At 73.3% G+C, this 22,385-nt stretch carries 17 protein-coding genes; 6 read left to right on the forward strand and 11 right to left on the reverse strand.

Features of this window, described 5'->3' with window-relative positions; all coding sequences use genetic code 11:
* Nucleotides 1-3 precede the first annotated feature (3 nt).
* The 6 genes from AB0E05_RS21870 to AB0E05_RS21895 form a co-directional block, all read right to left on the reverse strand.
* Complete coding sequence (locus AB0E05_RS21870; RefSeq protein ID WP_361965923.1) at nt 4-2,343, reverse strand: FHA domain-containing protein; 2,340 nt, start codon at nt 2,341-2,343, stop codon at nt 4-6.
* Nucleotides 2,344-2,412: 69 nt separating this feature from the next.
* Nucleotides 2,413-3,756: a 6-phospho-beta-glucosidase gene (locus tag AB0E05_RS21875; RefSeq protein ID WP_361965925.1), complete on the reverse strand. Its 1,344-nt coding sequence runs from the start codon at nt 3,754-3,756 to the stop codon at nt 2,413-2,415.
* A gap of 15 nt (nt 3,757-3,771) precedes the next feature.
* On the reverse strand, nt 3,772-4,389 hold the full coding sequence (locus AB0E05_RS21880; protein ID WP_361965927.1) for a putative glycolipid-binding domain-containing protein: 618 nt from the start codon (nt 4,387-4,389) through the stop codon (nt 3,772-3,774).
* A gap of 39 nt (nt 4,390-4,428) precedes the next feature.
* Nucleotides 4,429-5,427, reverse strand: a complete 999-nt coding sequence (gene meaB / locus AB0E05_RS21885; RefSeq protein WP_361965929.1) for a methylmalonyl Co-A mutase-associated GTPase MeaB — start codon at nt 5,425-5,427, stop codon at nt 4,429-4,431.
* Nucleotides 5,428-5,438: 11 nt separating this feature from the next.
* Complete coding sequence (gene scpA / locus AB0E05_RS21890) at nt 5,439-7,637, reverse strand: methylmalonyl-CoA mutase (RefSeq protein ID WP_361965931.1); 2,199 nt, start codon at nt 7,635-7,637, stop codon at nt 5,439-5,441.
* Complete coding sequence (locus AB0E05_RS21895) at nt 7,637-9,514, reverse strand: methylmalonyl-CoA mutase subunit beta (RefSeq protein ID WP_361965933.1); 1,878 nt, start codon at nt 9,512-9,514, stop codon at nt 7,637-7,639. Before AB0E05_RS21895 ends, scpA begins: the two co-directional genes overlap by 1 nt.
* A 381-nt stretch (nt 9,515-9,895) precedes the next feature.
* On the opposite strand from AB0E05_RS21895, the gene AB0E05_RS21900 reads away from it, so the two are divergent.
* The 5 genes from AB0E05_RS21900 to AB0E05_RS21920 all read left to right on the forward strand — a co-directional run bounded on the left by AB0E05_RS21900 (nt 9,896) and on the right by AB0E05_RS21920 (nt 16,202).
* Entirely contained in the window at nt 9,896-10,672 is a 777-nt protein-coding gene (locus tag AB0E05_RS21900; RefSeq protein WP_361965935.1) for a hypothetical protein, read from the forward strand.
* Between the two features lie 148 nt (nt 10,673-10,820).
* Nucleotides 10,821-11,615 (forward strand): carbon-nitrogen hydrolase family protein, encoded by a 795-nt coding sequence (locus tag AB0E05_RS21905; RefSeq protein ID WP_361965937.1) that lies wholly within the window; start codon nt 10,821-10,823, stop codon nt 11,613-11,615.
* A 158-nt stretch (nt 11,616-11,773) separates the two neighbouring features.
* Nucleotides 11,774-12,148, forward strand: a complete 375-nt coding sequence (locus AB0E05_RS21910) for a hypothetical protein (protein WP_361965939.1) — start codon at nt 11,774-11,776, stop codon at nt 12,146-12,148.
* Nucleotides 12,149-12,354: 206 nt separating this feature from the next.
* Nucleotides 12,355-13,746 (forward strand): NADP-dependent succinic semialdehyde dehydrogenase, encoded by a 1,392-nt coding sequence (locus AB0E05_RS21915; protein ID WP_361965941.1) that lies wholly within the window; start codon nt 12,355-12,357, stop codon nt 13,744-13,746.
* Nucleotides 13,747-13,793: 47 nt separating this feature from the next.
* Nucleotides 13,794-16,202: a phosphoketolase family protein gene (locus AB0E05_RS21920; protein WP_361965943.1), complete on the forward strand. Its 2,409-nt coding sequence runs from the start codon at nt 13,794-13,796 to the stop codon at nt 16,200-16,202.
* A 32-nt stretch (nt 16,203-16,234) separates the two neighbouring features.
* On the opposite strand, the gene AB0E05_RS21925 is transcribed toward AB0E05_RS21920, so the two are convergent.
* From AB0E05_RS21925 to AB0E05_RS21940, 4 genes are all read right to left on the reverse strand, one after another.
* Nucleotides 16,235-17,515 carry a globin domain-containing protein gene (locus tag AB0E05_RS21925; RefSeq protein WP_361965945.1) on the reverse strand — a complete coding sequence of 427 codons (1,281 nt, stop codon included), beginning with the start codon at nt 17,513-17,515 and terminating at the stop codon, nt 16,235-16,237.
* Between the two features lie 179 nt (nt 17,516-17,694).
* Nucleotides 17,695-18,477: a glucosamine-6-phosphate deaminase gene (gene nagB, locus AB0E05_RS21930; RefSeq protein WP_361965947.1), complete on the reverse strand. Its 783-nt coding sequence runs from the start codon at nt 18,475-18,477 to the stop codon at nt 17,695-17,697.
* Nucleotides 18,478-18,690: 213 nt separating this feature from the next.
* A complete protein-coding gene (locus AB0E05_RS21935; RefSeq protein WP_361965949.1) occupies nt 18,691-19,767 on the reverse strand; it encodes a hypothetical protein in 1,077 nt (358 codons plus the stop codon).
* A 150-nt stretch (nt 19,768-19,917) separates the two neighbouring features.
* Entirely contained in the window at nt 19,918-20,517 is a 600-nt protein-coding gene (locus tag AB0E05_RS21940) for a TetR family transcriptional regulator C-terminal domain-containing protein (protein ID WP_361965952.1), read from the reverse strand.
* A gap of 102 nt (nt 20,518-20,619) precedes the next feature.
* Here AB0E05_RS21940 and AB0E05_RS21945 point away from each other — a divergent pair, with 102 nt between their 5' ends.
* Entirely contained in the window at nt 20,620-22,110 is a 1,491-nt protein-coding gene (locus AB0E05_RS21945) for a carboxylesterase family protein (protein WP_361965954.1), read from the forward strand.
* Between the two features lie 51 nt (nt 22,111-22,161).
* Here AB0E05_RS21945 and AB0E05_RS21950 read toward each other — a convergent pair whose 3' ends face one another.
* A complete protein-coding gene (locus AB0E05_RS21950) occupies nt 22,162-22,383 on the reverse strand; it encodes a hypothetical protein (protein ID WP_361965956.1) in 222 nt (73 codons plus the stop codon).
* Nucleotides 22,384-22,385 lie beyond the last annotated feature (2 nt).

Here is a 22,385-nt window from a genome sequence, read left to right on the forward strand (position 1 = left end):
GCGCTACTTCCGCATCACCGTCGGCTCCTGACGGCGCAGGAGCACAGCGACCAGCCAGCCGTACAGCACGGCCAGCACCACCATCATGCCCATGTCCAACAGCCAGACCGACACGGAGTGCTCGAAGAGCGGATCCGCCGTCAGGCTCCCCGGCACCAGCCGGGACAGCCCGATCGTGGACGCCATCGCCCCCAGCGCCCACCGCGACGGCACCAGCCACGCCAACTGCTCCGCCACCGGCAGTCCGTCCAGCTTCAACAGCGCACCGCAGAACACCACCTGGACGATCGCGAGGAGCACCAGCAGCGGCATGGTGACCTCCTCCTTGCGCACCAGCGCGGAGATCAGCAGCCCCAGCATCATCGCGGTGAAGGACAGCAGGGCCACCGCGAGCGTGAGTTCCACCAGCGGTGGGAGGAGCACCCCGCTGCCGCCCGGCGCGTTCAGCGACACGCCCGCGAGGCCCACGAGGGTGAGCACCACCGCCTGGACCACGGTCACCGTGCCGAGCACCACCACCTTGGACATCAAGTACGCCGACCGCGACAACCCCACCGCCCGCTCCCGCTGGTAGATCACCCGCTCCTTCACCAACTCCCGCACCGCGTTCGCGGCGCCCGTCAGCACCCCGCCCACGCACAGGATCAACAGCGCGTTGAGCGCGGTCTGCGCCGTGAGCGCACTGCCCGCGAGCGCCCGGGCCATCGCACCCATCACGAACGGCAGCGCGATCATCACGACCAGGAACGTGCGGTCCGCGCTCAGCGCCCGCGCGTAGCGCCGCACCAGCGTCCACAGCTGGGCGCCCCAGCTCTGCGGCTCGATCGGCGGGGGCGGCGGTGCGCCCGACGTCCCGCCGACCGGGCCCCTCGGCTGCGAGGAGGCGTCGGTGACGTACCGGCGGTGGTACGGGGAGGAGCGGTACGCCCCCGCCCAGTCGCGGTCCCGGTCGTTCTCGAACGCCTCGAACGCCTCGGGCCACCGCTCGTGGCCGAAGTAGGCCAGCGCCTCGTCCGGCGGACCGTAGTAAGCGATCCGCCCGCCCGGCGCCAACACCAACAGCCGGTCGCACACGTCCAGGCTCAACACGCTGTGCGTCACGACCACCACGGTCCGCCCGTCGTCGGCGAGCGAGCGCAGCATCTGCATCACCGAGCGGTCCATCCCGGGGTCCAGACCGGACGTGGGCTCGTCCAGGAAGAGCAGCGACGGCTTGGTCAGCAGCTCCAGCGCGACGCTGACGCGCTTGCGCTGGCCGCCGGAGAGCGAGTGGACGTGCTGGTCGGCGCGTTCCTTCAGACCCAGTTCGCGGATCACCTCCAGGACGCGCTCGCGCCGCTCGGCGGGCGCCGCGTCCTGGGGGAAGCGCAACTCGGCCGCGTACCCGAGGGCCGCCCGCACGGTGAGCTGGGTGTGCAGGATGTCGTCCTGCGGGACGAGGCCGATGCGCCGGCGCAACTCCGCGTAGTCGTGGTAGAGGTCCCGGCCGTCGTACCAGACGGTGCCGCGGTCGGCGGGGCGCAGCCCGGTCAACGCGTTGAGCAGGGTCGACTTGCCCGCGCCGCTCGGACCGACCACCGCGAGCAGGCACTTCTCGCCGACTGGGAACGACACCGCGTCGAGCAGGGTCTTGCGGCCCCGGTCGACGGTGACGGTCAGGTCCTGCACGTCGAGGCCGATCTCGCCGGTGTCCACGTACTCCCGCAGCTCGTCACCGACGAGGCAGAAGGCGGAGTGGCCGATGCCGACCACGTCACCGGGGCCCACGGCGGCGACGGAGACGGGCTCGCCGTTGAGGAAGGTGCCGTTGTGCGAGTCGAGGTCGACGATCTCGTAGTTCCCGCCGGGGCGCGCCCGCAACTCGGCGTGGTGGCGCGAGACCGTCAGGTCGTGCACCTGGAGGTCGTTGTCCGTGGAGCGCCCGATCCGGACCGTGCGCGCCGGCAGTGGACGCACCGACGTCGGCGCGCGGAAGGTGCCGGTGGCCCCCGGCACCGCCACCGGCAGCCCGGCCTTGGGCGGGGGACGGCGCACCAGCACCGCGCGCGGGCCGTCGGCCGGGTTGCCGAACCGCAGCTCGCTGCCCGCACCCACCTCCCAGGACCGCACCCGGGCTCCGTCGGCGAACGTGCCGTTGGTGCTCTGCTCGTCCTCGACGGTCCAGTGGCCGTGTTCCGTCCGCAGCACCGCGTGGTGCCAGGAGACCCGGTCGTCGTCGATGACGATGTCGCTCAAGGGGTCGCGCCCGACGTGATAGACCCGACTCGGGCTCATCACCGTGGAACCTTCGTCCGTTTCGATGACGAGCTCGGGGGCGGCGGGCGCGCCGTGGCGCTCAGCCATGCCTCGATTCTATCGGCGCACCCCCCGCAGCGCCTGTGGGCGACCCCGCCGCCCACCGGCGCGGAAGGCTCAGGCCGTGAGGTACGCCAGCGTCGGATGGGCGGCCGTGTACGCGTCCACCAGCCGACGGGCCGCAGCCACCGAGTCGACCAGCGGATGCAGGGCGAACGCGGCCACCGCCCGGGCCCGCGAGCCGGTCTCCGCCGCGGCCAGCACCTCGCGCTCCACCGCCTTCACCGCGCCCACCAGGGCGCCGGCGTGATCGGGCAGCGGGGCCACGGCGAGCGGGTGCGCACCGTTCGCGTCCACCGTGCAGGGCACCTCCACCACCGCGTCCGCGTCCAGCAGCGCCAGGGCGCCCCGGTTGCGCACGTTGAGGATCAAGGAGGTGCGGCGGTCGTGGGCGATGGCGTGCATCAGGGCGAGGGCGACCTGCTCGTACCCCCCGGACTCCAGGTCCGCCCCGTCGCGCTCGCCCGCGCCCGCCGCTTCGCGGTTGTGCGCCATGTACGTGGCCTCGCGTTCGGCGCGGGTGCGGTCCCAGGTCGCCAGCGCCGGGGTGTCGGCGCGCTCCATCGCCGCGTAGAACCGGGCCTGTTGCCCGTCGAGGAAGGCCCCGCGGGTCTGCTCGGCCTCCCGGTAGGCCCGCACCGTCTCCCGGTTGAAGTAGTAGTAGTGCAGGTACTCGTTGGGGACCGCGCCCAGGGTGTGCAGCCACTCGGGGCCGAAGAGCCTGCCCTCCTCGAAGGAGCCGAGCAGCTCGGGATCGGCCAGCAGTCGGGGCAGGACGTCCTCGCCCCCGACGCGCACCCCGCGCAGCCAGCCCAGGTGGTTCAACCCCGCGTAGTCGAAGAACGCGGCGTCCGGGTCGACCCCCAGCACCCGGGCCACCCGCCGCCCCAGCCCCACCGGCGAGTCGCAGATCCCGATCACCCGCCCGCCGAGGTGACGGGCCATCGCCTCGGTCACCAGGCCCGCCGGATTGGTGAAGTTGATGACCCAGGCGTCGGGCGCGAGGGCCGCGATCCGCCGGGCGATCGCGCGGGCCACCGGGACGGTGCGCAGTCCGTACGCGATGCCGCCGGCGCCCACCGTCTCCTGCCCGAGCACCCCCTCCGCGAGCGCGATCCGCTCGTCGGCCGCCCGGCCCGACAACCCCCCGACCCGGATCGCGGAGAACACGAAGTCCGCGCCCCGCAGCGCCTCGTCGAGGTCACGGGTCACCGACACCGCGGGCGCGTCGGGCACCCCGGCCGCCTGGTCGGCGAGGACCCGCGCGACGGCGGAGAGCCGGCCCGCGTCGAGGTCGTGCAGGACCACCTCGGTGACCCGCCCCGCGCCGCGGTCGGCGAGCAGCGCCCCGTACACCAACGGCATTCGGAAACCCCCGCCGCCGAGGACCGTGAGCCTCATGCCGTAACCGCCCTTCTACTGCGCGTCGCCGCGTTCGCTGTGGCCGATGAGATAGGCCAGGTCCGGGTAGTCGACCACGAAACCGTCGCCGTCGACCTCGATGTCACGACGGAAGTCCCCGGAGGCGTACCGCAGCAGCGCGCCGCCGTCCTCCGTGGGCTCCAGCCGGGTGTACGTCTGGGCGGACGGGGAGACCGTCAGATCGGGCACCGACACCCACGCCATGAGGAACTCCCGCTCGACGCCGGACCTTTCGGCGCCGCCCGGACCGTCGACGAGGTGCAGTCCGTGTCGCAGCACGGGCATGGTGTTCGTCAGCGGGCAGAGCCCCAGATCGCAGTCGAGCGCGCCGTCGAGGTCCGGCCGCGGCTCGCCGTCGACGCTCCAGCGGCCGTCGTCGTCGCGCCGCAGCACCACGGTGCGCACCCCGTCCGCGGACTCCGCCGTCACCGTCAGCTCTCGGGTCACGAAGGCGGTTCCGGTGCGCAGCTCGTAGGAGATCCAGTACGGCTCGGGGGAGATGCCGACAGCCCGCCCGCGCGCCGTCAAGGCGCCGTCCGCCACGGTGACCCAGGCGGTCTCGTACCCCTGGTTGTCCACGACTTCCCAGGTCAGCACATGTGAGGTGGTCATGTGCCCAGACTAACGAGCTGGTGGCGGCAGCCGACGGCGTCAGCGGGGGCGCTCGAAGGCATCGAGGATCTGCTGCGCCGCCCGGGTGGCCGTCAGCGTGCCGTCGCGCACGCCGCGCTCCAACTCCGGTACGAGCTCCCGCACGGCGGGATGGCCGTGCAGCCGCTCCGTCAGCTCGTCGTGCACCATCGACCACGCCCAGTCGACCTGCTGGTCACGGCGCTTGGCCGTCAGCCGACCGGTGGACGACAGCAGCGACTGGTGCTGCTCCACCCGCTCCCACACGGCGTCCAGACCGGTGGACGTCCGGGCGCTACAGGACAGCACCGGCACCGTCCAGGCGGCGTCCGCCGGACGCATCAGGCGCAGCGCGCCGGCGAGTTCACGCGCGGCGGAGCGGGCATCGCGCTCGTGCGGACCGTCGGCCTTGTTCACCGCGATCACGTCGGCCAACTCCAGGACGCCCTTCTTGATGCCCTGGAGCTGGTCCCCGGTCCGGGCGAGCGTGAGCAGCAGGAAGGTGTCGACCATGTGGGCGACCGCGGCCTCCGACTGGCCCACGCCGACGGTCTCGACCAGCACCACGTCGTACCCCGCGGCCTCCATCACCACCATCGTCTCGCGGGTCGCCCGCGCCACCCCGCCGAGGGTCCCCGCCGACGGCGAGGGGCGGACGAACGCGGCGGGGTCCGTGGACAGCCGCTCCATCCGCGTCTTGTCGCCGAGGATGGACCCCCCGGTGCGGGTCGACGACGGGTCGACGGCGAGCACGGCGACCCGGTGGCCGAGCCCGGTGAGCATGGTGCCCAGGGCGTCGATGAACGTCGACTTACCGACGCCCGGCACCCCGCTGATGCCGATCCGGCGGGCCGTGCCGGTGTCCGGCAGCAGCTCGGTGAGCAACTCCTGGGCGAGCGCGCGGTGATCGGGGCGGCGGGACTCCACGAGGGTGACGGCCCGCGCCACGTACGCCCGCGACCCGGACCGCACCCCCTTCACGTACGCGTCGAGATCGATCTTCGCCGGCTTCACGGGCACCCCGCCGGCGCCTACGCGCCGTGGCCGAGCGCGACGGCCAGCTTCTCGACCAGGTCGTGCGCGGCGTCCGGGATCACCGTGCCGGGCGGGAACACCGCCGCGGCGCCCGCCTCGTGCAGCGTCGGCACGTCCTGCGGCGGAATCACCCCACCCACGACGATCATGATGTCCTCCCGGCCCTCGGCCGCCAGCTCCGCACGGAGCGCGGGCACCAGCGTGAGGTGACCGGCGGCCAGCGAGGAGACGCCGACGATGTGCACGTCCGCCTCCACCGCCTGCCGCGCCACCTCGCCCGGCGTCTGGAACAGCGGGCCCACGTCCACGTCGAAACCGAGGTCGGCGAAGGCGGTCGCGATCACCTTCTGCCCCCGGTCGTGCCCGTCCTGGCCCATCTTCGCCACCAGGATGCGCGGCCGACGGCCCTCCGACTCCTCGAACCGGTCCACCAGCGCCCGGGTGCGCGTCACCGACGGGGATCCGTCCACTTCGCCTCGATACACACCGGAGATGGTACGGATCTGTCCAGCGTGGCGTCCGTACACGCTCTCCAAGGCGTCCGAGATCTCCCCGACGGTCGCCTTCGCCCGTGCCGCGTCCACCGCGAGCGCCAGCAGGTTGCCCTCCAGACCGGCCCCGCCGCTGCCGGACGCCGCCGCGGTCAGCGCCCGCAGGGCGTCCTGGCACACGGCCTCGTCGCGCTCCGCCCGCAGCCGCCGCAGCTTCTCGATCTGCTGCGCCCGCACCGCGGAGTTGTCGACCTTCAGCACCTCGATCTGCTCGTCGGAGGCGACCCGGTACTTGTTGACGCCCACCACGGGCTGCCGGCCGGAGTCGATCCACGCCTGGGTGCGCGCCGCGGCCTCCTCCACCCGCAGCTTGGGGATGCCCGCGTCGATGGCCCGCGCCATGCCGCCCGCCTGCTCGATCTCCTCGATGTGCTGCCAGGCGCGGCGCGCCAGGTCGTGGGTGAGGCGCTCGACGTACGCGCTGCCGCCCCACGGGTCGATGACCCGGGTCGTTCCGGACTCCTGCTGGAGCAGCAGCTGGGTGTTGCGGGCGATCCGGGCGGAGAAGTCCGTCGGCAGCGCCAGCGCCTCGTCCAGCGCGTTGGTGTGCAGCGACTGGGTGTGCCCCTGGGTCGCCGCCATCGCCTCCACGCAGGTGCGGGTCACGTTGTTGAAGACGTCCTGGGCCGTCAGCGACCAGCCCGAGGTCTGCGAGTGGGTGCGCAGCGACAGCGACTTGGGGTTCTTCGGGTCGAAGGTGCGCACCAGCTTCGCCCACAGCAGGCGCGCGGCCCGCAACTTGGCGACCTCCATGAAGAAGTTCATCCCGATCGCCCAGAAGAACGACAGCCGGGGCGCGAACGCGTCCACGTCCAGCCCGGCGCCGATGCCCGCGCGCAGGTACTCCATGCCGTCCGCGAGGGTGTACGCCAACTCCAGGTCGGCCGTCGCCCCGGCCTCCTGTATGTGGTAGCCGGAGATGGAGATCGAGTTGTAGCGCGGCATCCGCTGGGAGGTGAAGGCGAAGATGTCGGAGATGATCCGCATCGAGGGGCCCGGCGGATAGATGTAGGTGTTGCGGACCATGAACTCCTTGAGGATGTCGTTCTGGATGGTCCCGGCCAGCTTCTCGGGCGGCACGCCCTGTTCCTCGGCGGCGACGATGTACAGCGCCAGCACCGGCAGCACGGCGCCGTTCATCGTCATCGACACGCTCATCCGGTCCAGCGGGATGCCGTCGAAGAGCTGGCGCATGTCGTAGATCGAGTCGATGGCCACCCCCGCCATGCCCACGTCGCCGGTCACCCGCGGGTGGTCGGAGTCGTAGCCGCGGTGGGTCGGCAGGTCGAAGGCGACCGACAGGCCCTTCTGACCGGCCGCCAGATTGCGCCGGTAGAAGGCGTTGGACTCCTCGGCGGTGGAGAACCCGGCGTACTGGCGGATCGTCCACGGCTGGTTGACGTACATCGTCGGGTACGGGCCGCGCAGATACGGCGCGACGCCGGGGAAGGTGCCCAGGAAGTCCAGCCCGGCGAGGTCCTCCTCGGTGTACAGCGGCTTGACCCCGATGCCCTCGGGCGTCTGCCACACCAGGTCGTCGGCGGCCAGGCCGGTGGACTCCTTGACCGCGGAGCGCCACTGGTCCTCGGAGGCGTTCGCGACGCCCGGGCCCAGGGGGATCCGGGTGAAGTCGGGGATGGTCATCACGCCACTCCGATCAGGTTCAGGGCACGGGTGAGGGTGTCGACGGCGTTGCCGCCCAGGGCGACGAACTCGTCCACCCCGGCCTGCTCCAGGGCTTCGCGCAGGTCGCCGGGGCGTCCCGCGAGATAGACCCGGCGGGCGCCGGCGTCCTTCAACGCCCGCGCCACCTCGGCCGCGTGCTCGGCGTACAGCGCGTCGCTGGAGCAGATGCAGGCCAGCTCCGCGCCGCTGGCGGCGAACGCGGCGCCCACGCCGGCCGCGTCCACGGAGACCGGGTCGTGGACGGCCTCCACGCCGCCCGCCTGGAACAGGTTGGCCGCGAACGCGGCGCGCGCGGTGTGCGCGGACGCCGGGCCGAGGGCCGCGAGGAACACCCGGGGCCGGGTGCCGGTGGCGGCCAGGTGCGCGTCCGAGCGGGCGCGCAGCGCTTCGAAGTCCTCGTCGCGCCGCACCCGCGGCAGCCCGCCCGACGCCGGCGCCGGTGCCGGATCGCGCTCCACGGCGGCCTGGTCGAGCAGCGGGAACTCGCTGACGCCCGTGATCGGTTCGCGGCGCTTGGCCAGCTTGCCGCGGCGCTCGCGCCAGGTCGCGTCGATCCGCTCGGCCACCAGCCCGGAGCGGAGCGCGGCGAGTTGGCCGCCGGCGCCCTCGATCTCCTGGAACCACTCCCAGGCGGCGTGCGCGAGTTCGTCGGTGAGCCGCTCCACGTACCAGGAGCCGCCCGCCGGGTCGATGACCCGCGCCACGTGCGACTCCTCCACGAGGACCGTGGAGGTGTTGCGGGCGATCCGACGGGAGAAGGCGTCCGGCAGGCCCAGCGCGTGGTCGAAGGGGAGCACGGTCACCGCGTCCGCGCCGCCCACGCCCGCAGCGAGGGAGGCGACCGTGGTCCGCAGCATGTTCACCCACGGGTCGCGCCGGGTCATCATCACCGTGGAGGTCACCGCGTGCTGCCGCTGGGCGCCCGCCGCCCCGGTCGCCCCGCACGCCTCGGCGACCCGCGCCCAGGTGCGCCGGGCCGCGCGGAGCTTGGCGATGGTCAGGAACTGGTCGGCGGTGGCCGCGTACCGGAACTCCAGCTGATCGAGGGCCGCCGCCACCGGGAGCCCCGCCGCGGTCAGCTCGCGCAGCGCCGTCAGTCCGCCCGCCAGCGAACAGCCCAGCTCCTGGGCGGCGGACGCGCCCGCCTCGTGGTACGGCAGGGCGTCCACGGTCAGGGCGCGCAGACCCGGGTGCCGCTCGTGGCAGCGCCGGGCGAGCGCGCCGGCCGCACCGAAGGCGTCCGGCACCGCGTCGTAATTGCCCGTGCGCGCGGCGTGTCCGAGCGGGTCGGCACCCAGGTTCCCCGCCGCCGGGGTGACGCCCCGCTCGTCGAAGAGCGCCAGCAGCGTTCGCGCGGCGTCGTCGAACGCGTCCCCGGCGTCCAGGACGACGGGCGCGAGGTCCAGCAGCACGCCGTCCAGGGCGGCGGGCAGGGCGGCGACCGGGACGCCGGCCGCCCCGACGGCGAGCCAGAGCGACGTGACGCCGTGCTCCAGGTCGGCGAGGACGGCCTCGTTGGTCGCGGCGGGGTCGGGGCGGTCGTGCCGCTGGCGCACGTCCCACCCGGACGTCGTGCCGCCGTCCGGCGTGCCGCCGCGGGTGAAGGGGGCGAAGCCGGGGAGCCCGGGGCTCGAAGGGCCGTGGTCCGCCGTGTAGAGCGGGCGGGTGGCGAGGTGTTCCTCCACCGTGGTGGCCAGTGCGTCTTCCGCCGCTTCGGGCGGCACGTCCCTGCCCGCCTTGCGCAGCACGCCGGCGACCAACTGCTGCCATTGCGCGTGCGTGGCGTCCGGGAACTCGGAGGCGAGGGCGAACCCGTCGTCGGGAAGCACGGTCATGGTCGGATGCTAGGCCATGGGCCTCAAGCCGCAGGAGGGCGCAAGGCTGTGACCTTGCCCTCTGGGGATACGTCCGCTTGCTCCCCGTTGCACCCCGTTGCGATCGGTGCATTTCTGTGCCTTTGCGTGGCTCGTCCGGTCGTTCCGGCCCCTCGCGGGGCCGCGGAATGGCCGGTTCCGGCGCTCTTTCCAGGGCCCCTGTTCTGCGGGCTGCTGCGCGCTGGAGGGCGCTCGGGCGAACGGCTCTGCCGCCGTCACCTCTTGGGCTGAACCTCCTGCTCCGGCCATTCCCGGCCGCTGACCGTCGGTGCTGTGCTGATCGCGTCCCTCATCGCGGACGGACCGCGAGAGGTCGCGACAGACAGAGGAAAGTAGGTCGTCATGCGTCTGCGAGGACGTGTCAGGGCCTGGTTGGCCGCCGCGGTCGGCGCCCTGGTGCTCGGGCTGCTGCCCGGCCCGGCCCACGCCGGGGCCGCCGCACCCGACCCGGGGCAGAGCGCGGGCCGGCAACAGCCCGAGGCGGTGCGCTATCTGAACCTGCACCAGTGCGTGTACTACGACAGCGGCACCATCCGCGGGCAGTGGCTCACCACCGCCGTGCCCAGCCGTGACGGGCGCTTCCTGGGCGGCACCAACGTCTCCAACACCGCCCAGACCGGCCCCGTCTGCGGCCCCGGGGACGGCCGCTACCTGATCGACACCCCGAACACCCGGATGGCGGCGCTCGACCTGAGCGCGGGGCGGTACCTCAACCTGCACCAGTGCGTGTACTACTCGCAGAGCCTCGACGACCACCTCACCACGATCGTCCCCAAGGGCTTCGACTTCTTCTCCACCGGCACCAACGTCTCCAACACCCCCGACACCGAACCCTGGTGCTACGCGGGGTTCAGCGACTGGCTCCTGGTGGACCTGTTCACGTCCGTGAAGACCATCGACCTGACGGCCGGCCGGTACGTCAACCTCCAGCAGTGCATGTTCTACTCCAGCCGGCAGGCCGACCACTTCACCACCTTCGTCAACAGCCGTGACGGGCGGTTCGCCGCGGGCACCAACATCTCGAACACCCGCGTCACCACCCCCACCTGCGGTCCGGGTGACGGCAACTTCCTCCCCGTACCGATCCTCTCGGGCTCCCTCCCGCTCGACCTCGCCTGACCTCCAACGACGCCCCTCAGCCCGGCCCCGCCCCCACGGGCGGGGCCGACGCCTTCGCCCCACCGGGACGGGGCGGCTCCCCGGCGTGCGGAGCGATGGCGCATCCTGGAGGCGAGACCAGGTCCGTCCGACACCCGTGGGGACGTCCATGCGCATCGCCCTGAGCCAGATCACCAGCGGTCCCGACCCCGTCGCCAACCTCGACCTGGTACGGGAACAGGCACGGCTCGCCGCCGACGCGGGCGCCCGGCTGATCGCCTTCCCCGAAGCCACCATGGCCTGCTTCGGCACCCGACTCGCACCCCTGGCGGAGCCCCTCGACGGGCCCTGGGCCACCGCGGTGCGCCAGATCGCCAAGGAGACCGGGCTCGTCGTGGTCGCCGGGATGTTCACCCCCGCGGCCGACGGGAAGGTCACCAACACCCTGCTGGCGACCGGGCCCGGCGTCGAAGCCTCCTACGACAAGATCCATCTGTACGACGCCTTCGGCTTCGCCGAGTCCGCCACCGTCGCCGCCGGGTCCAGCGTGGTCACCGTCGACCTCGCCGACGTTCGCGTCGGCCTCGCGACCTGCTACGACGTCCGCTTCCCCGAGCTGTTCCGGGCCCACGCCGACGCGGGCGCCCAGCTCACCCTGCTGCCCGCGTCCTGGGGCGCCGGCGAGGGCAAGCGCGAGCAGTGGGAGCTGCTGATCCGGGCCCGCGCCCTGGACGCCACCCTCTGGGTCGCCGCCGTCGACCAGGCGGAGCCCGCCGCACCGGCCCCCGACACGGCCCCGAAGGCGCCCACCGGCATCGGCCACAGCGCCGTCGTCGCCCCCGACGGGACCGTGCGCGACCGGCTCCAGGCCGGCCCCGGCCTGCTGGTCGCCGACGTCGACCTCGCCGAGGTGGCGGCCGTACGCCGTGCCGTTCCGGTCCTCGCCAACCGCAGGCTGCCCTGAGCCCAGGTGGCGCGTCGGTCACCGAGCCCCGGTGGTGGGCCCGGACACGCCCCAGTAGCGGCGCCCGACTCGCATCCGGGGCCGGTGCGGGCCAGCCTGGAGGGGGCGGGCGCCCGGCCGGCGCGCTCCGTGACACACGCCCTAAGCGAGGGATCACCGTGAACAGTGCGGACCAGCACCCCGAGCCCGTCGTGGTGACGATCACCGGCTGCACCAAGGAGGACGCACACGCCGTCTTCGAGGTGCTGCGCCGGTCCTACACCTGTGACCGCGCGGCCGGTGACCGGCCCGAGTACGTCTCCGTGGGCCATCCGACGGTGTGGACGGCGACCTTCGACGTCCAGCCCGCAGCGGCCACGACCGGCCCCGTGCCGCTGACCGACGCCGTGGAGGCGGAGATGCAGGGCGGCTACTGGGCGGTCGACCGGATGACGGAGACCCTGGCCGCCGCGTTCGACGTCCAACGGCAGGGCACGGCCGCCGGCGACCAGGAGAAGGACGTCCAACTGCGGCTGGTGAGCCGCGCCGGCTGAACGGCCCAGCCGCGCAGCGGCCGAATGCCCACCGCGATTGCGGCCCGGGCGGGGGAGGGCGAAGGTCGTAGGGGCGCCGTACGCACCGGGGGGCGCCCGCCGCCCGACGCGCGTATCCGGCCCGCCCCGACGGGCACCCGGTGACCGGGACCGCTCCCCGGCGACCGGGCCGCGCGGGGCGCCCAGGACCCAGGAGGACACGAACCATGCCCATCGCCACGGTGAACCCCGCCACCGGCGAGACGCTGAAGACCTTCGAGGCGATCGGAGGCGACGGGATCGAGGAACGGATCGCGTTGGCCCGCGCCGCCTTCGTCGGCCAGCGCACCACCGGCTTCGCCGACCGGGCCCGTCTGCTGCTGCGGGCCGCCACCCTGCTCGACGAGGACGCCGACCGCATCGCCCGCACCGTCACCACCGAGATGGGCAAGCCCCTCACCCAGGCCCGCGCGGAGGCCGCGAAGTGCGCCCGCGCGATGCGCTGGTACGCCGCCCACGCCGAGCAACTCCTCGCGGACGAGCACCCCGGCCCGGACGACGTCCGCGACGCCGGGGCAGCACGGGTCGTCGTGCGCTACCGGCCCGTCGGCGTGGTGCTCGCCGTCATGCCGTGGAACTTCCCCCTGTGGCAGGTCGTCCGCTTCGCCGCGCCCGCCCTGATGGCCGGCAACACCGCCCTGCTCAAGCACGCGTCGAACGTGCCCCAGACCGCCCTGTACCTGGAGGACCTCTTCCGCCGCGCCGGCTGGCCCGAAGGCTGCTTCGAGACCCTGCTCATCGGATCGGGCGCCGTCGAGGCCGTGCTGCGCGACGACCGGGTGGCCGCGGCCACCCTCACCGGCAGCGAACCCGCCGGCCGGGCCGTCGCCGCCGTCGCCGGCGACGAGGTCAAGAAGACCGTGCTGGAACTCGGCGGCAGCGACCCGTACCTCGTCATGCCCTCCGCCGACCTGGAGCGCGCCGTGGACACCGCCGTCGTCGCCCGGGTGCAGAACAACGGCCAGTCCTGCATCGCCGCCAAGCGGTTCATCGTCCACGCCGACGTGTACGACGCCTTCTGCGAGGGCTTCACCGCCCGGATGCGGGCCCTGGTCGTGGGCGACCCGATGGAGGAGACGACCGAGATCGGCCCGCTCGCCACCGAACAGGGGCGCACCGACCTCGAAGCGCTCGTCGAGGACGCCCTCGCCCACGGCGCCCGCGCCCGCTGCGGCGCCGGCCGGCCCGACGGGCACGACCGCGGCTGGTACTACCTGCCCACCGTCCTCACCGACGTCGACGCCCGCATGCGCATCCACCGCGAGGAAGCCTTCGGGCCCGTCGCCACCGTCTACCGGGCCGCCGGGCTCGACGAGGCGCTGCGGATCGCCAACGACACCCCCTTCGGGCTCAGCTCCAACGTGTGGACCCGCGACGAGCGGGAGATGGCCCGCTGCGTACGGGACCTCGAAGCCGGCGGCGTCTTCTTCAACGGCATGACCGCCTCCCACCCCGCGCTCCCCTTCGGCGGCGTCAAGCGCTCCGGCTACGGCCGGGAGCTGTCCGGACACGGCATCCGGGAGTTCTGCGAGGTCACCACGGTCTGGTACGGCCCCTGACCCGACCGGCCGCCCGGTCCCGCCCAGCACGCGTCGAGGAAACCGCCATGAACGACAGCACCGTGACCCTCCGCAGCCGCATCACCGACACCGAACTCGCCGCCCTCGACGCGCACTGGCGCGCGGCCAACTACCTGGCCGTCGGACAGATCTACCTGATGGCCAACCCCCTGCTCACCGAACCCCTGCGCCCCGAGCACATCAAACCGAGGCTGTTGGGCCACTGGGGCACCTCACCCGGCCTCAACCTCGTCTACACCCACCTCAACCGGGTCATCAGCGGCCGGGGCCTGGACGCGCTGTGCGTCTGGGGACCGGGGCACGGCGGCCCCGCCGTCCTCGCCGGCTCCTGGCTGGAGGGCACATACACCGAGACGTATCCGGACGTCACCCGGGACGCCGCCGGCATGGAGCGGCTGTTCCGGCAGTTCTCCTTCCCCGGCGGGGTGCCCAGCCACGTGGCGCCCGAGACGCCCGGCTCCATCCACGAGGGCGGCGAACTCGGCTACTCCCTCGCCCACGCCTACGGTGCCGCGTTCGACAACCCCCATCTGCTGGTCACCTGCGTGATCGGCGACGGGGAGGCGGAGACCGGGCCGCTCGCCGCGTCCTGGCACGGCACCACCTTCCTCGACCCGGTGCACGACGGCGCCGTCCTGCCGATCCTGCACCTCAACGGCTACAAGATCGCCAACCCGACGGTGCTCGCCCGACTGCCCCGCGGCGAACTCGACGACCTGCTGCGCGGCCACGGCCACGAACCCGTGCACGTCACCGGCGCCGAGCCCCAAGCCGTGCACCGGGCGATGGCGGCGGCCATGGACGCCTGCCTCGACCGCATCGAGGAGATCCAGCGCACCGCCCGCCGCGACGGGGTGCGCGAACGGCCCCGCTGGCCCGTGATCGTCCTGCGCACCCCCAAGGGCTGGACCGGGCCCGCGACCGTCGACGGCGTCCCCGTCGAGGACACCTGGCGCGCCCACCAGGTGCCGCTCGCCGGGGTCCGCGACCGCCCCGAGCACCTGCGGCAGCTGGAGGCGTGGCTGCGCTCGTACCGCCCCGAAGAGCTCTTCGACCCCACCGGCCGACCGGTCGCCCAGGTCCTCGGCTGCGTCCCGACCGGCCAGCGCCGCCTCGGCGCCACCCCGCACGCCAACGGCGGGCTGCTGCTGCGCGAACTGCCCCTGCCGCCGCTGGCCGACCACGCCGTCGACGTGGAGCGCCGCGGTGCCGCGCGCCACGAGCCCACCCGGGTCCTCGGCGACTTCCTCGCCGTCGTGATGGGCGCCACCGCCGAGCGCCGCGACTTCCGCGTCGTCGGCCCCGACGAGACCGCGTCCAACCGGCTCGACGCCCTCTACGGCGCCACCGCCAAGGCGTGGCAGACGCGCACGCTGCCCACCGACGAGCACCTGGCCCACGACGGCCGGGTGATGGAGATCCTCTCCGAGCACGTGTGCCAGGGCTGGTTGGAGGGCTACCTCCTCACCGGCCGGCACGGCCTGTTCTCCTGCTACGAAGCCTTCGCCCACATCGTCGACTCGATGGTGAACCAGCACATCAAATGGCTGCGCACCGCGCGCCGGCTGCCCTGGCGGCGCCCCGTCGCCTCACTGACGTACCTGCTCACCTCGCACGTGTGGCGCCAGGACCACAACGGCTTCTCCCACCAGGACCCCGGCTTCGTCGACCACGTCCTCAACAAGAGCCCCGAGGTCGTCCGGGTCTATCTGCCGCCGGACACCAACACCCTGCTGTCCGTCGCCGACCACGTGCTGCGCAGCCGCGACTACGTGAACGTGGTCGTCGCCGGCAAGCAGCCCTGCTTCGACTGGCTGACCATGGACGAGGCCCGCGCCCACTGCGCGCGCGGCGCCGGGGTGTGGGAGTGGGCCGGCACCGAGCACGGTCCCGCCGCGGCGGACGGAGCGGGCGGCGCCGGGCCCGACGTGGTCCTGGCCTGCGCCGGCGACGTTCCGACCCAGGAGGTCCTGGCGGCGGCCGAACTGCTGCGCCGCCACGCGCCCCGGCTCGCCGTGCGGGTCGTCAACGTCGTCGACATGGCCCGGCTGCTGCCGTACGACGAGCATCCGCACGGCATGACCGACTTCGAGTACGACGCGCTCTTCACCCGCGACAAGCCGGTGATCTTCGCGTACCACGGCTACCCCTGGCTGATCCACCGCCTCGCCTACCGCCGCGCCGGCCACCCCCATCTGCACGTCCGCGGCTACAAGGAGGAGGGGACGACGACCACGCCCTTCGACATGGTCGTCCGCAACGACCTCGACCGCTATCGCCTGGTGATGGACGTCATCGACCGGGTGCCCGGCCTCGGGGTGCGGGCCGCCGCCCTGCGCCAGAGCATGGCCGACGCCCGCTCGCGCCACCACGACTGGATCCGTGAGCACGGCACGGACCTGCCGGAGGTCGCCGACTGGACCTGGGGAGGCTGACGGGGAGACCACCCGGGCCCGGGCCGGGCCGCTCAGACCATGCTGCCCGTGCTCCCCGGCTGGAACGCCGGCGTCCGCAGCGGACGCAGCCGAGCGTCCGGGTCGATCCAGTTCACCCGCTCCGGCCCCAGGAACGACTCCGCGTGCGAGACGTGGGAGCGCCGGCCGCCCGACGGCGGCTGCGGGTCGCGGATCAGCGACTGCGGCGGCAGCCCGCGGGCGAGCAGCAGCTCCGCGGTCTCCTCGACGAACCCGGCGGGGCCGCACAGATAGACGATCTCGCCCGGGCGGTCGGGCCGCTCCCGCAGGTGCGCATGGAGCCGCTCGGCCGCCCGGGTGCGGCTGTCGTCGTGCTCCTGGCACCACCAGTAGGCGCTCAGCCAGGGGTGGTCGCGCAGCAGGTCGTCCAGGTGCGCCCCGTCGTAGAAGTGCGCCCCGGCCTTGGCGACCACGTCGACCCGGACGCGGGGGGTGGGCCTGCGGCGCAGCAGTTCGTCGAGGACGGACTTGACCGGCGCCCAGCCCGTGCCGGCGGCGAGCAGGGTGACGGCCGTGGCGTCGGGCGGCGGCGCGAGGGCCGAGCCGGAGGCGGCGCCCAGCCGCAGCGTCTGCCCCGGGCGGGTCCCGTCGCACAGCACGCCGCTGAGTAACCCGCCCGGCACCCGGCCCACGTGGAACTCCAGCAGGTGCTCGCGCTCGCCGCCCGCGACGGTGCCCGCCAGGGAGTACGGCCGCCACACCCCCGGCAGGTCCTCGTGCTCGACGGTGGCGTACTGCCCCGGGCGCCAGGGGTACGGGGTGCGCACCGCGGCCCGGACCACGGCCGTGTGGTCGCCGTGCAGCCGGTGGCTGACCACGGTGGCCTCCCAGAACGCCGGCTCCTGCGCGGTGATCGACCGGTGGGCGCCGGCCGTCATGAGGGTGGCGACCTCGTCGTACACCCGCCGCCACGCGGTCTCGGTGCGCTCGTCCCAGCTGGCGGGGGAGTAGCGGGCGATCGCCGTCAGCAGGCTGGCACCGACGGCGGCGTAGTCCTCGTCGACGATGCCGAACTTGCGGTGGTCGCGCCCGAGCCGCCGCAGGTGCTCGGGGAGGCCGGGGTGCCCGAGGTGGTCGACGACGTGCACGAGGGCGGTGAACAGCCGCTCGTACTGATCGTCCATCACCGCCGGGAAGAGCGGACGGAGATGGGGGTGGTGCCTGAACAGATGTGCGTAGAAGTGCCGGACCACGTGGCGTGACCGCCGCCTGACGCGTTCCAGGCTCGACCTGACGACGTCGATGTCGCCGGGAGCGGTGCTGTCGTCGTCCATGTCAGTTCCCCCGGTCTGCACGTCCGCACGCCGTCCCGACGCGCGACCGGTGCGCCGGGAGAGCGCACGGTATCAACTCATCGGCGTGGGCGAGCCGTTGCAGGCTGAATTTGTTTCGACCGGGACGGAATGCACCGTCCCGGTCACGGGGCGCAGCGGGCCGCGGTGCGCGGACGCCGTCAGATGCCCTGCCAGGCCGGCTTGGCGGCGTAGGTGGCGCGGAAGTAGTCCGCGAGCTTGAGGCGGGAGGCGGCGGCCTCGTCGACCACGACCGTGGCGTGCGGGTGGAGCTGGAGCGCGGAGGCGGGGACCAGGGCCGCGAGCGGACCCTCGACGGCGAGCGCGACGGCGTCGGCCTTGGCCTCGCCGGTGGCCAGCAGCACCAGGTGGCGGGCCTCCAGGATGGTGCCGATGCCCTGGGTGATCACGTGGTGCGGTACCTCGTCGATGCTGTCGAAGAAGCGCGCGTTGTCCTTGCGGGTCTGCTCGGTCAGCGTCTTGATCCGGGTGCGGGAGGCGAGCGAGGAGCACGGCTCGTTGAAGCCGATGTGTCCGTCGGTGCCGATCCCGAGGAGCTGGAGGTCGACGCCGCCGGCCTCGGTCAGTGCGCGGTCGTACGCGAGGCAGGCGGCGGCCACGTCGTCGGCGGTGCCGTCGGGGCCCATGAAGGCCGCCTCGGTCAGCCCGAGCGGCTCGACGACCTCCCGCAGCACGACCGAGCGGTACGACTCGGGGTGGCCGAAGGGCAGCCCCACGTACTCGTCGAGCTGGCATATCCGCGCCGCGGACGCGTCGACCTCGCCCGCCCGCACCTTCGCCGTCAGCGCCTGGTAGATCGGCAGCGGCGTGGACCCGGTGGCCACTCCGAGGAGTGCCTCCGGCTTGCGCCGCAGCAGGGCGGCCATGGCCTCGGCGATCAGTTCGCCGCCGGCGGCGGCATCCGGAACGATGACAACTTCCACGGGGGCCCCTGTCTGTGTGTGCGCACGCGTATCACGGCCTGCGCAGTGGTGTAGACCAATCTACCGGGTGGGTGGGGGTGCTGTCGCCCGAAGTGGGCAGGTCACCGCGGTGTACTTTGGCAAGCCTCACCAAATGGGGACCGAAGCCACGATGAACGGCTTCTCACCTGGGCGGGTACGTTCCCGCGCCCGGCGCAAGGCCGGGCGCGTGCATCACGATCGCGTGGCCGTGGCGCACTCCTCGTCCCGGGACTCCTTCCGCTCGGCGATCGAGGTGCTGCGGTCGTACGGGTCGACCTCGGGACCGCCTCCCGGCGCGGTCGACCGCGCCGCCGCGAACTGCGGGGTCAGCCGGCCGGTCGTGGGTCCGCAGCCGCCGTTGGTCATGTCGAGGGAGTACGAGACGAGGGAGAAGGTCCCCGGTTCGGTGATCACCTTCTTGGGGTCGTTCCAGTCCACCACGACCTCGCGCCGCACGATGGTCCGCGTGACCTCGTCGCCGCCGCCCGCCGGGGTGACGGGGTAGACGTAGGTGACGTCGGTCGTCACCCGCAGGGCGCCGTCCGCGCCCGCCGCGTAGCTGACGCGGCCCCTGGTCCTGATGTCGTCCCCGACGAGACGGGCCCGCTCGTCGAAGCGGCTGAAGAGCAGCAGCGGGTCGCTCTTCTCGTCGGGTGCGCTGAAGGCGGTCGCCAGGAAGTCCTGGACGTCCCTTTGGTGAGGGTTCATCAGCGCGATGGCCCGGGCGGGACGTTCGCCGCGCAGCACGCCGCGATCGAGGTTGGACGTGACGAGGAAGTCCCGCGTCTGCTGGAGCGCCTGCTGCACCTGCGCCGTGCTCATCCACCCGGTCGCCTTGGTCGCGGGCAGCGTGATCCCGTCCGCGCCGCTGGCCCAGCGCGCCGCGGGGGAGCCGCGGAACGGCTCCTCGCGCGTGGGCCGCGCCGCGACCTCCCGGGGCGGCGCCTGGGCGGGCTGCTCCGACTCCTGGGCGAGCGGCGTCCCGTCCGCGTCGTCGCCGCCGCCGAACCAGCCCGTCACCCGGTCCGGAAACAGCGCCACGACGAGCAGCGCGACCACGACCAGCAGGGCTACCGCGTACCAGCTCCTCCGATTCCGCTTCGGCCGGGCCGCCGGCTCCTTGGGGGCGTTCGCCGTCCCCTCCACCGACTCCTTGAGGAACCGATCCCACTCGTCATCAGGCACGGACGAACCGCCCTGTTCCCCACCCGCGTTCACTTGGCTCCCCGCCTGCTCCGTCACCGCGACGCCCCACGACGTCGAACGCATGATCGTATCGGACGTTCCGGGGGCGAGGGCTCTGCTCCCGGCCCGGTACCGCTCGATCCGCGAGGCTCGCAGGTTCCGTCCAGTGGCGCGGGCGGACCGGGTCTTGTGCGTGCAGACCGTCGCGCGCCCGGCGACTTCGACGGGGGCAGGTCACGCACCACTGAACAGCCGGCCCAGATGCACGTCGATCGCGGCGAGCGCGTCCTGGGGTTCGATCACGTCGAGTTCGATCAGGGCGGTGAAGCCGGTGAGGGCGAGGAGCAGGTTGGTCTCGGTCGCCGGGTCGCGGCCGGGGTCGATGTGCCCGTCGGCGATCGCCTGGCGGACCAACTGCTCGACGAGGGACCGCCCTTGGGCGAGGCCGCGGCGTGCCTGCTCGTGCACGGCCTGGTCGTGCAGCGCCTCCAGGACGTAGGCGGCGCTCATCCGGCTCGTCGCGCGGGCGTCGGCATGCAGGGGGAGCATTTCCGCGAGCGTCAGTCGCAGCACGTCACGGGGGTGCGGACTCTCGCCGAACTCTTCGAGCCCCTGGCGTACGCGCACCGAGGTCTGCTCGGAAGCGAAATCCATGGCGAAGGAGAGCATGGCGCTCCGGGAGGCGAAGTAGTGCTGCAGCTGCCCGAGTGACATGCCCGCCTCCTGCGCCACCACGCGCATCGTCAGCTGTGTGACGCCGCGCTGCTCCACCACCCGCCACAGTGCGCGGGCGATCGCTTCGCGGCGTCCGCGGTGATCCACCTGTTTGGGCATCGCCGACCCCTCCCTCGCATCCCGAGGACCGTTCCAATACAGTCGACATAATACAGCTGACCCATAACCCTGGAATCCACTCGGTCGAGGGAAGGAATCGGCATGTCCGAACAGCCGAAGGTACGGACCACGGAAGGTGTGGTGCAGGGGCGCCTGCGGCAGGGGCACGCGGTGTTCCGCGGCATCCCCTACGCCCGGCCCCCGGTCGGAGCGCTCCGCTTCGCCGCACCCGCGCCGCCGCACCGCTGGGCGGGGACGAGGCAGGCGGTCGAGTTCGGCCCTGTGGTGCCGCTGTCCCTGCCGATCGACGTGCCCCCGCAGGGCACCGACTGGCTGACGCTCAACGTCGGCACTCCGGATCCCGGCGCGGCGGGACTGCCGGTGCTGGTGTGGATCCCCGTGGGCGGCTACCTCTCGGCGGCGTCGAGCGACCCGATGTACGACCCGGCAGCGCTGGCCGAGGCGGGAGTCGTCGTGGTGACCGTCAACTGCCGCGTGGGAGCGGAGGGATTCGCGTTCCTCGACGACGTGCCGCCCAACCGCGGATTCCTCGACCAGATCGCGGCGCTGGAGTGGGTGCAGCGCAACATCGCCGCCTTCGGAGGCGACCCCGGCCGGGTCACCGTGGGCGGGGTGTCCGCCGGGGCGGGCTCGGTCGCCGCCCTGCTGACGATGGAGTCCGCGCGCGGCCTGTTCCGGCGGGCCATCGCCCATTCGGTGCCGGGGTTGCACAGCACCCCCGCGCTGGCGCGGCAGGTCACCGCCGCGTTCGCGGACCGGCTCGGCGCGGCGGCCCCCACCGCCGAGGCCCTGCGCGACATCGACCCGTGGCACCTGGCCGCCGAGCTCACCTCCTTCAACGCCGGCCTCCACGCGCACCGGGAGAGCTGGGGACGCCTCACGGAGGCCGGCACCGCGCTGTGCCCCGTCGTCGACGGCGAGGTCCTGCCAAAAACGCCCTGGCCCGCGCTGACCGGAGCGCGCGCGAGCGGGACCGAACTGCTCGTCGGCCACACCCGGGACGAGTTCCGGTACTTCAGCGTCATGAGCGGACGGTACGGCACCTTCACCGAGGAGGACGCCCACGCAGCCCTGGAACTGCACGCCCCGCAACCGGACGGCGCGCGGGCCTACCGTGCCGCGTTCCCGCAGGCGGGCCCGGAGGAGCTGGTGGAGACGGTGTACTCCGACGCCTTCTTCCGCATGCCGTCCCAGCAGCTGGCCGAGGCGAACGCCGCAGCCGGCGGCACCTCGTACCTGTTCGAACTGTGCTGGGTCGCCCCGGCCCTCGGCGGCATCCTGGGCGCCTGCCACAGCCTCGACGTGCCCCTGGCGTTCGGCACGCCGGACAGCCCCGTCGGCACCCAGCTCATCGGCGCGGAGCCGACTCCCGAGGCCGTCGCGCTCTCGCGCGAACTCCAGGAGGCATGGGTGCGCTTCGTCACCACCGGCGACGCGGGCTGGTCAGCCCACCGGCCCGGCGGGTACCTCACCCGCGTCCTGGACGCCGAGTCGAGGACTCTGCCCTACCCCGAAGAGGCATCCCGCCAGATCTGGGAAGGCCACTACCCCGCCCCCTTCGATCATGCGTGACGGTCCGGGTCGGCTCCTACGACCGCGCCGCCGCCCACGCGCACGCCGGCCTCAGAAGAGGGGCAACTGACCGGGGAAGGGCGGCGCTTCGTAGCCGTCGAGGGACGGCTGACGGGCGGTCTCGTACGGCGCCTGGAGGCGCGAGCCGGGGCAGGAGACCAACTCGACGCCCGTACGGGTGCGGGCGCCGGCCGGGTCGTGGCGGGCGAAGCGGGCCGCGACCACCGCGATCTCACGGCGGCACACCGGACACGTGCGGCGAGGAGCTGACATGC

The sequence above is a fragment of the Streptomyces sp. NPDC048057 genome (assembly GCF_040653095.1).
Classification (GTDB): Bacteria; Actinomycetota; Actinomycetes; order Streptomycetales; family Streptomycetaceae; genus Streptomyces.

Bases quoted from the DNA above. Each gene is read 5' to 3' on its own strand.
- scpA (WP_361965931.1), bottom strand. From the start codon at position 7,637: ATGACCATCCCCGACTTCACCCGGATCCCCCTGGGCCCGGGCGTCGCG.
- AB0E05_RS21875 (WP_361965925.1), bottom strand. From the start codon at position 3,756: ATGAGGCTCACGGTCCTCGGCGGCGGGGGTTTCCGAATGCCGTTGGTG.
- AB0E05_RS21920 (WP_361965943.1), top strand. From the start codon at position 13,794: ATGAACGACAGCACCGTGACCCTCCGCAGCCGCATCACCGACACCGAA.
- AB0E05_RS21915 (WP_361965941.1), top strand. From the start codon at position 12,355: ATGCCCATCGCCACGGTGAACCCCGCCACCGGCGAGACGCTGAAGACC.
- AB0E05_RS21950 (WP_361965956.1), bottom strand. From the start codon at position 22,383: ATGTCAGCTCCTCGCCGCACGTGTCCGGTGTGCCGCCGTGAGATCGCG.
- AB0E05_RS21925 (WP_361965945.1), bottom strand. From the start codon at position 17,515: ATGGACGACGACAGCACCGCTCCCGGCGACATCGACGTCGTCAGGTCG.
- AB0E05_RS21880 (WP_361965927.1), bottom strand. From the start codon at position 4,389: ATGACCACCTCACATGTGCTGACCTGGGAAGTCGTGGACAACCAGGGG.
- AB0E05_RS21895 (WP_361965933.1), bottom strand. From the start codon at position 9,514: ATGACCGTGCTTCCCGACGACGGGTTCGCCCTCGCCTCCGAGTTCCCG.
- AB0E05_RS21945 (WP_361965954.1), top strand. From the start codon at position 20,620: ATGTCCGAACAGCCGAAGGTACGGACCACGGAAGGTGTGGTGCAGGGG.
- AB0E05_RS21935 (WP_361965949.1), bottom strand. From the start codon at position 19,767: ATGCGTTCGACGTCGTGGGGCGTCGCGGTGACGGAGCAGGCGGGGAGC.
- AB0E05_RS21905 (WP_361965937.1), top strand. From the start codon at position 10,821: ATGCGCATCGCCCTGAGCCAGATCACCAGCGGTCCCGACCCCGTCGCC.
- AB0E05_RS21870 (WP_361965923.1), bottom strand. From the start codon at position 2,343: ATGGCTGAGCGCCACGGCGCGCCCGCCGCCCCCGAGCTCGTCATCGAA.
- AB0E05_RS21940 (WP_361965952.1), bottom strand. From the start codon at position 20,517: ATGCCCAAACAGGTGGATCACCGCGGACGCCGCGAAGCGATCGCCCGC.
- AB0E05_RS21900 (WP_361965935.1), top strand. From the start codon at position 9,896: ATGCGTCTGCGAGGACGTGTCAGGGCCTGGTTGGCCGCCGCGGTCGGC.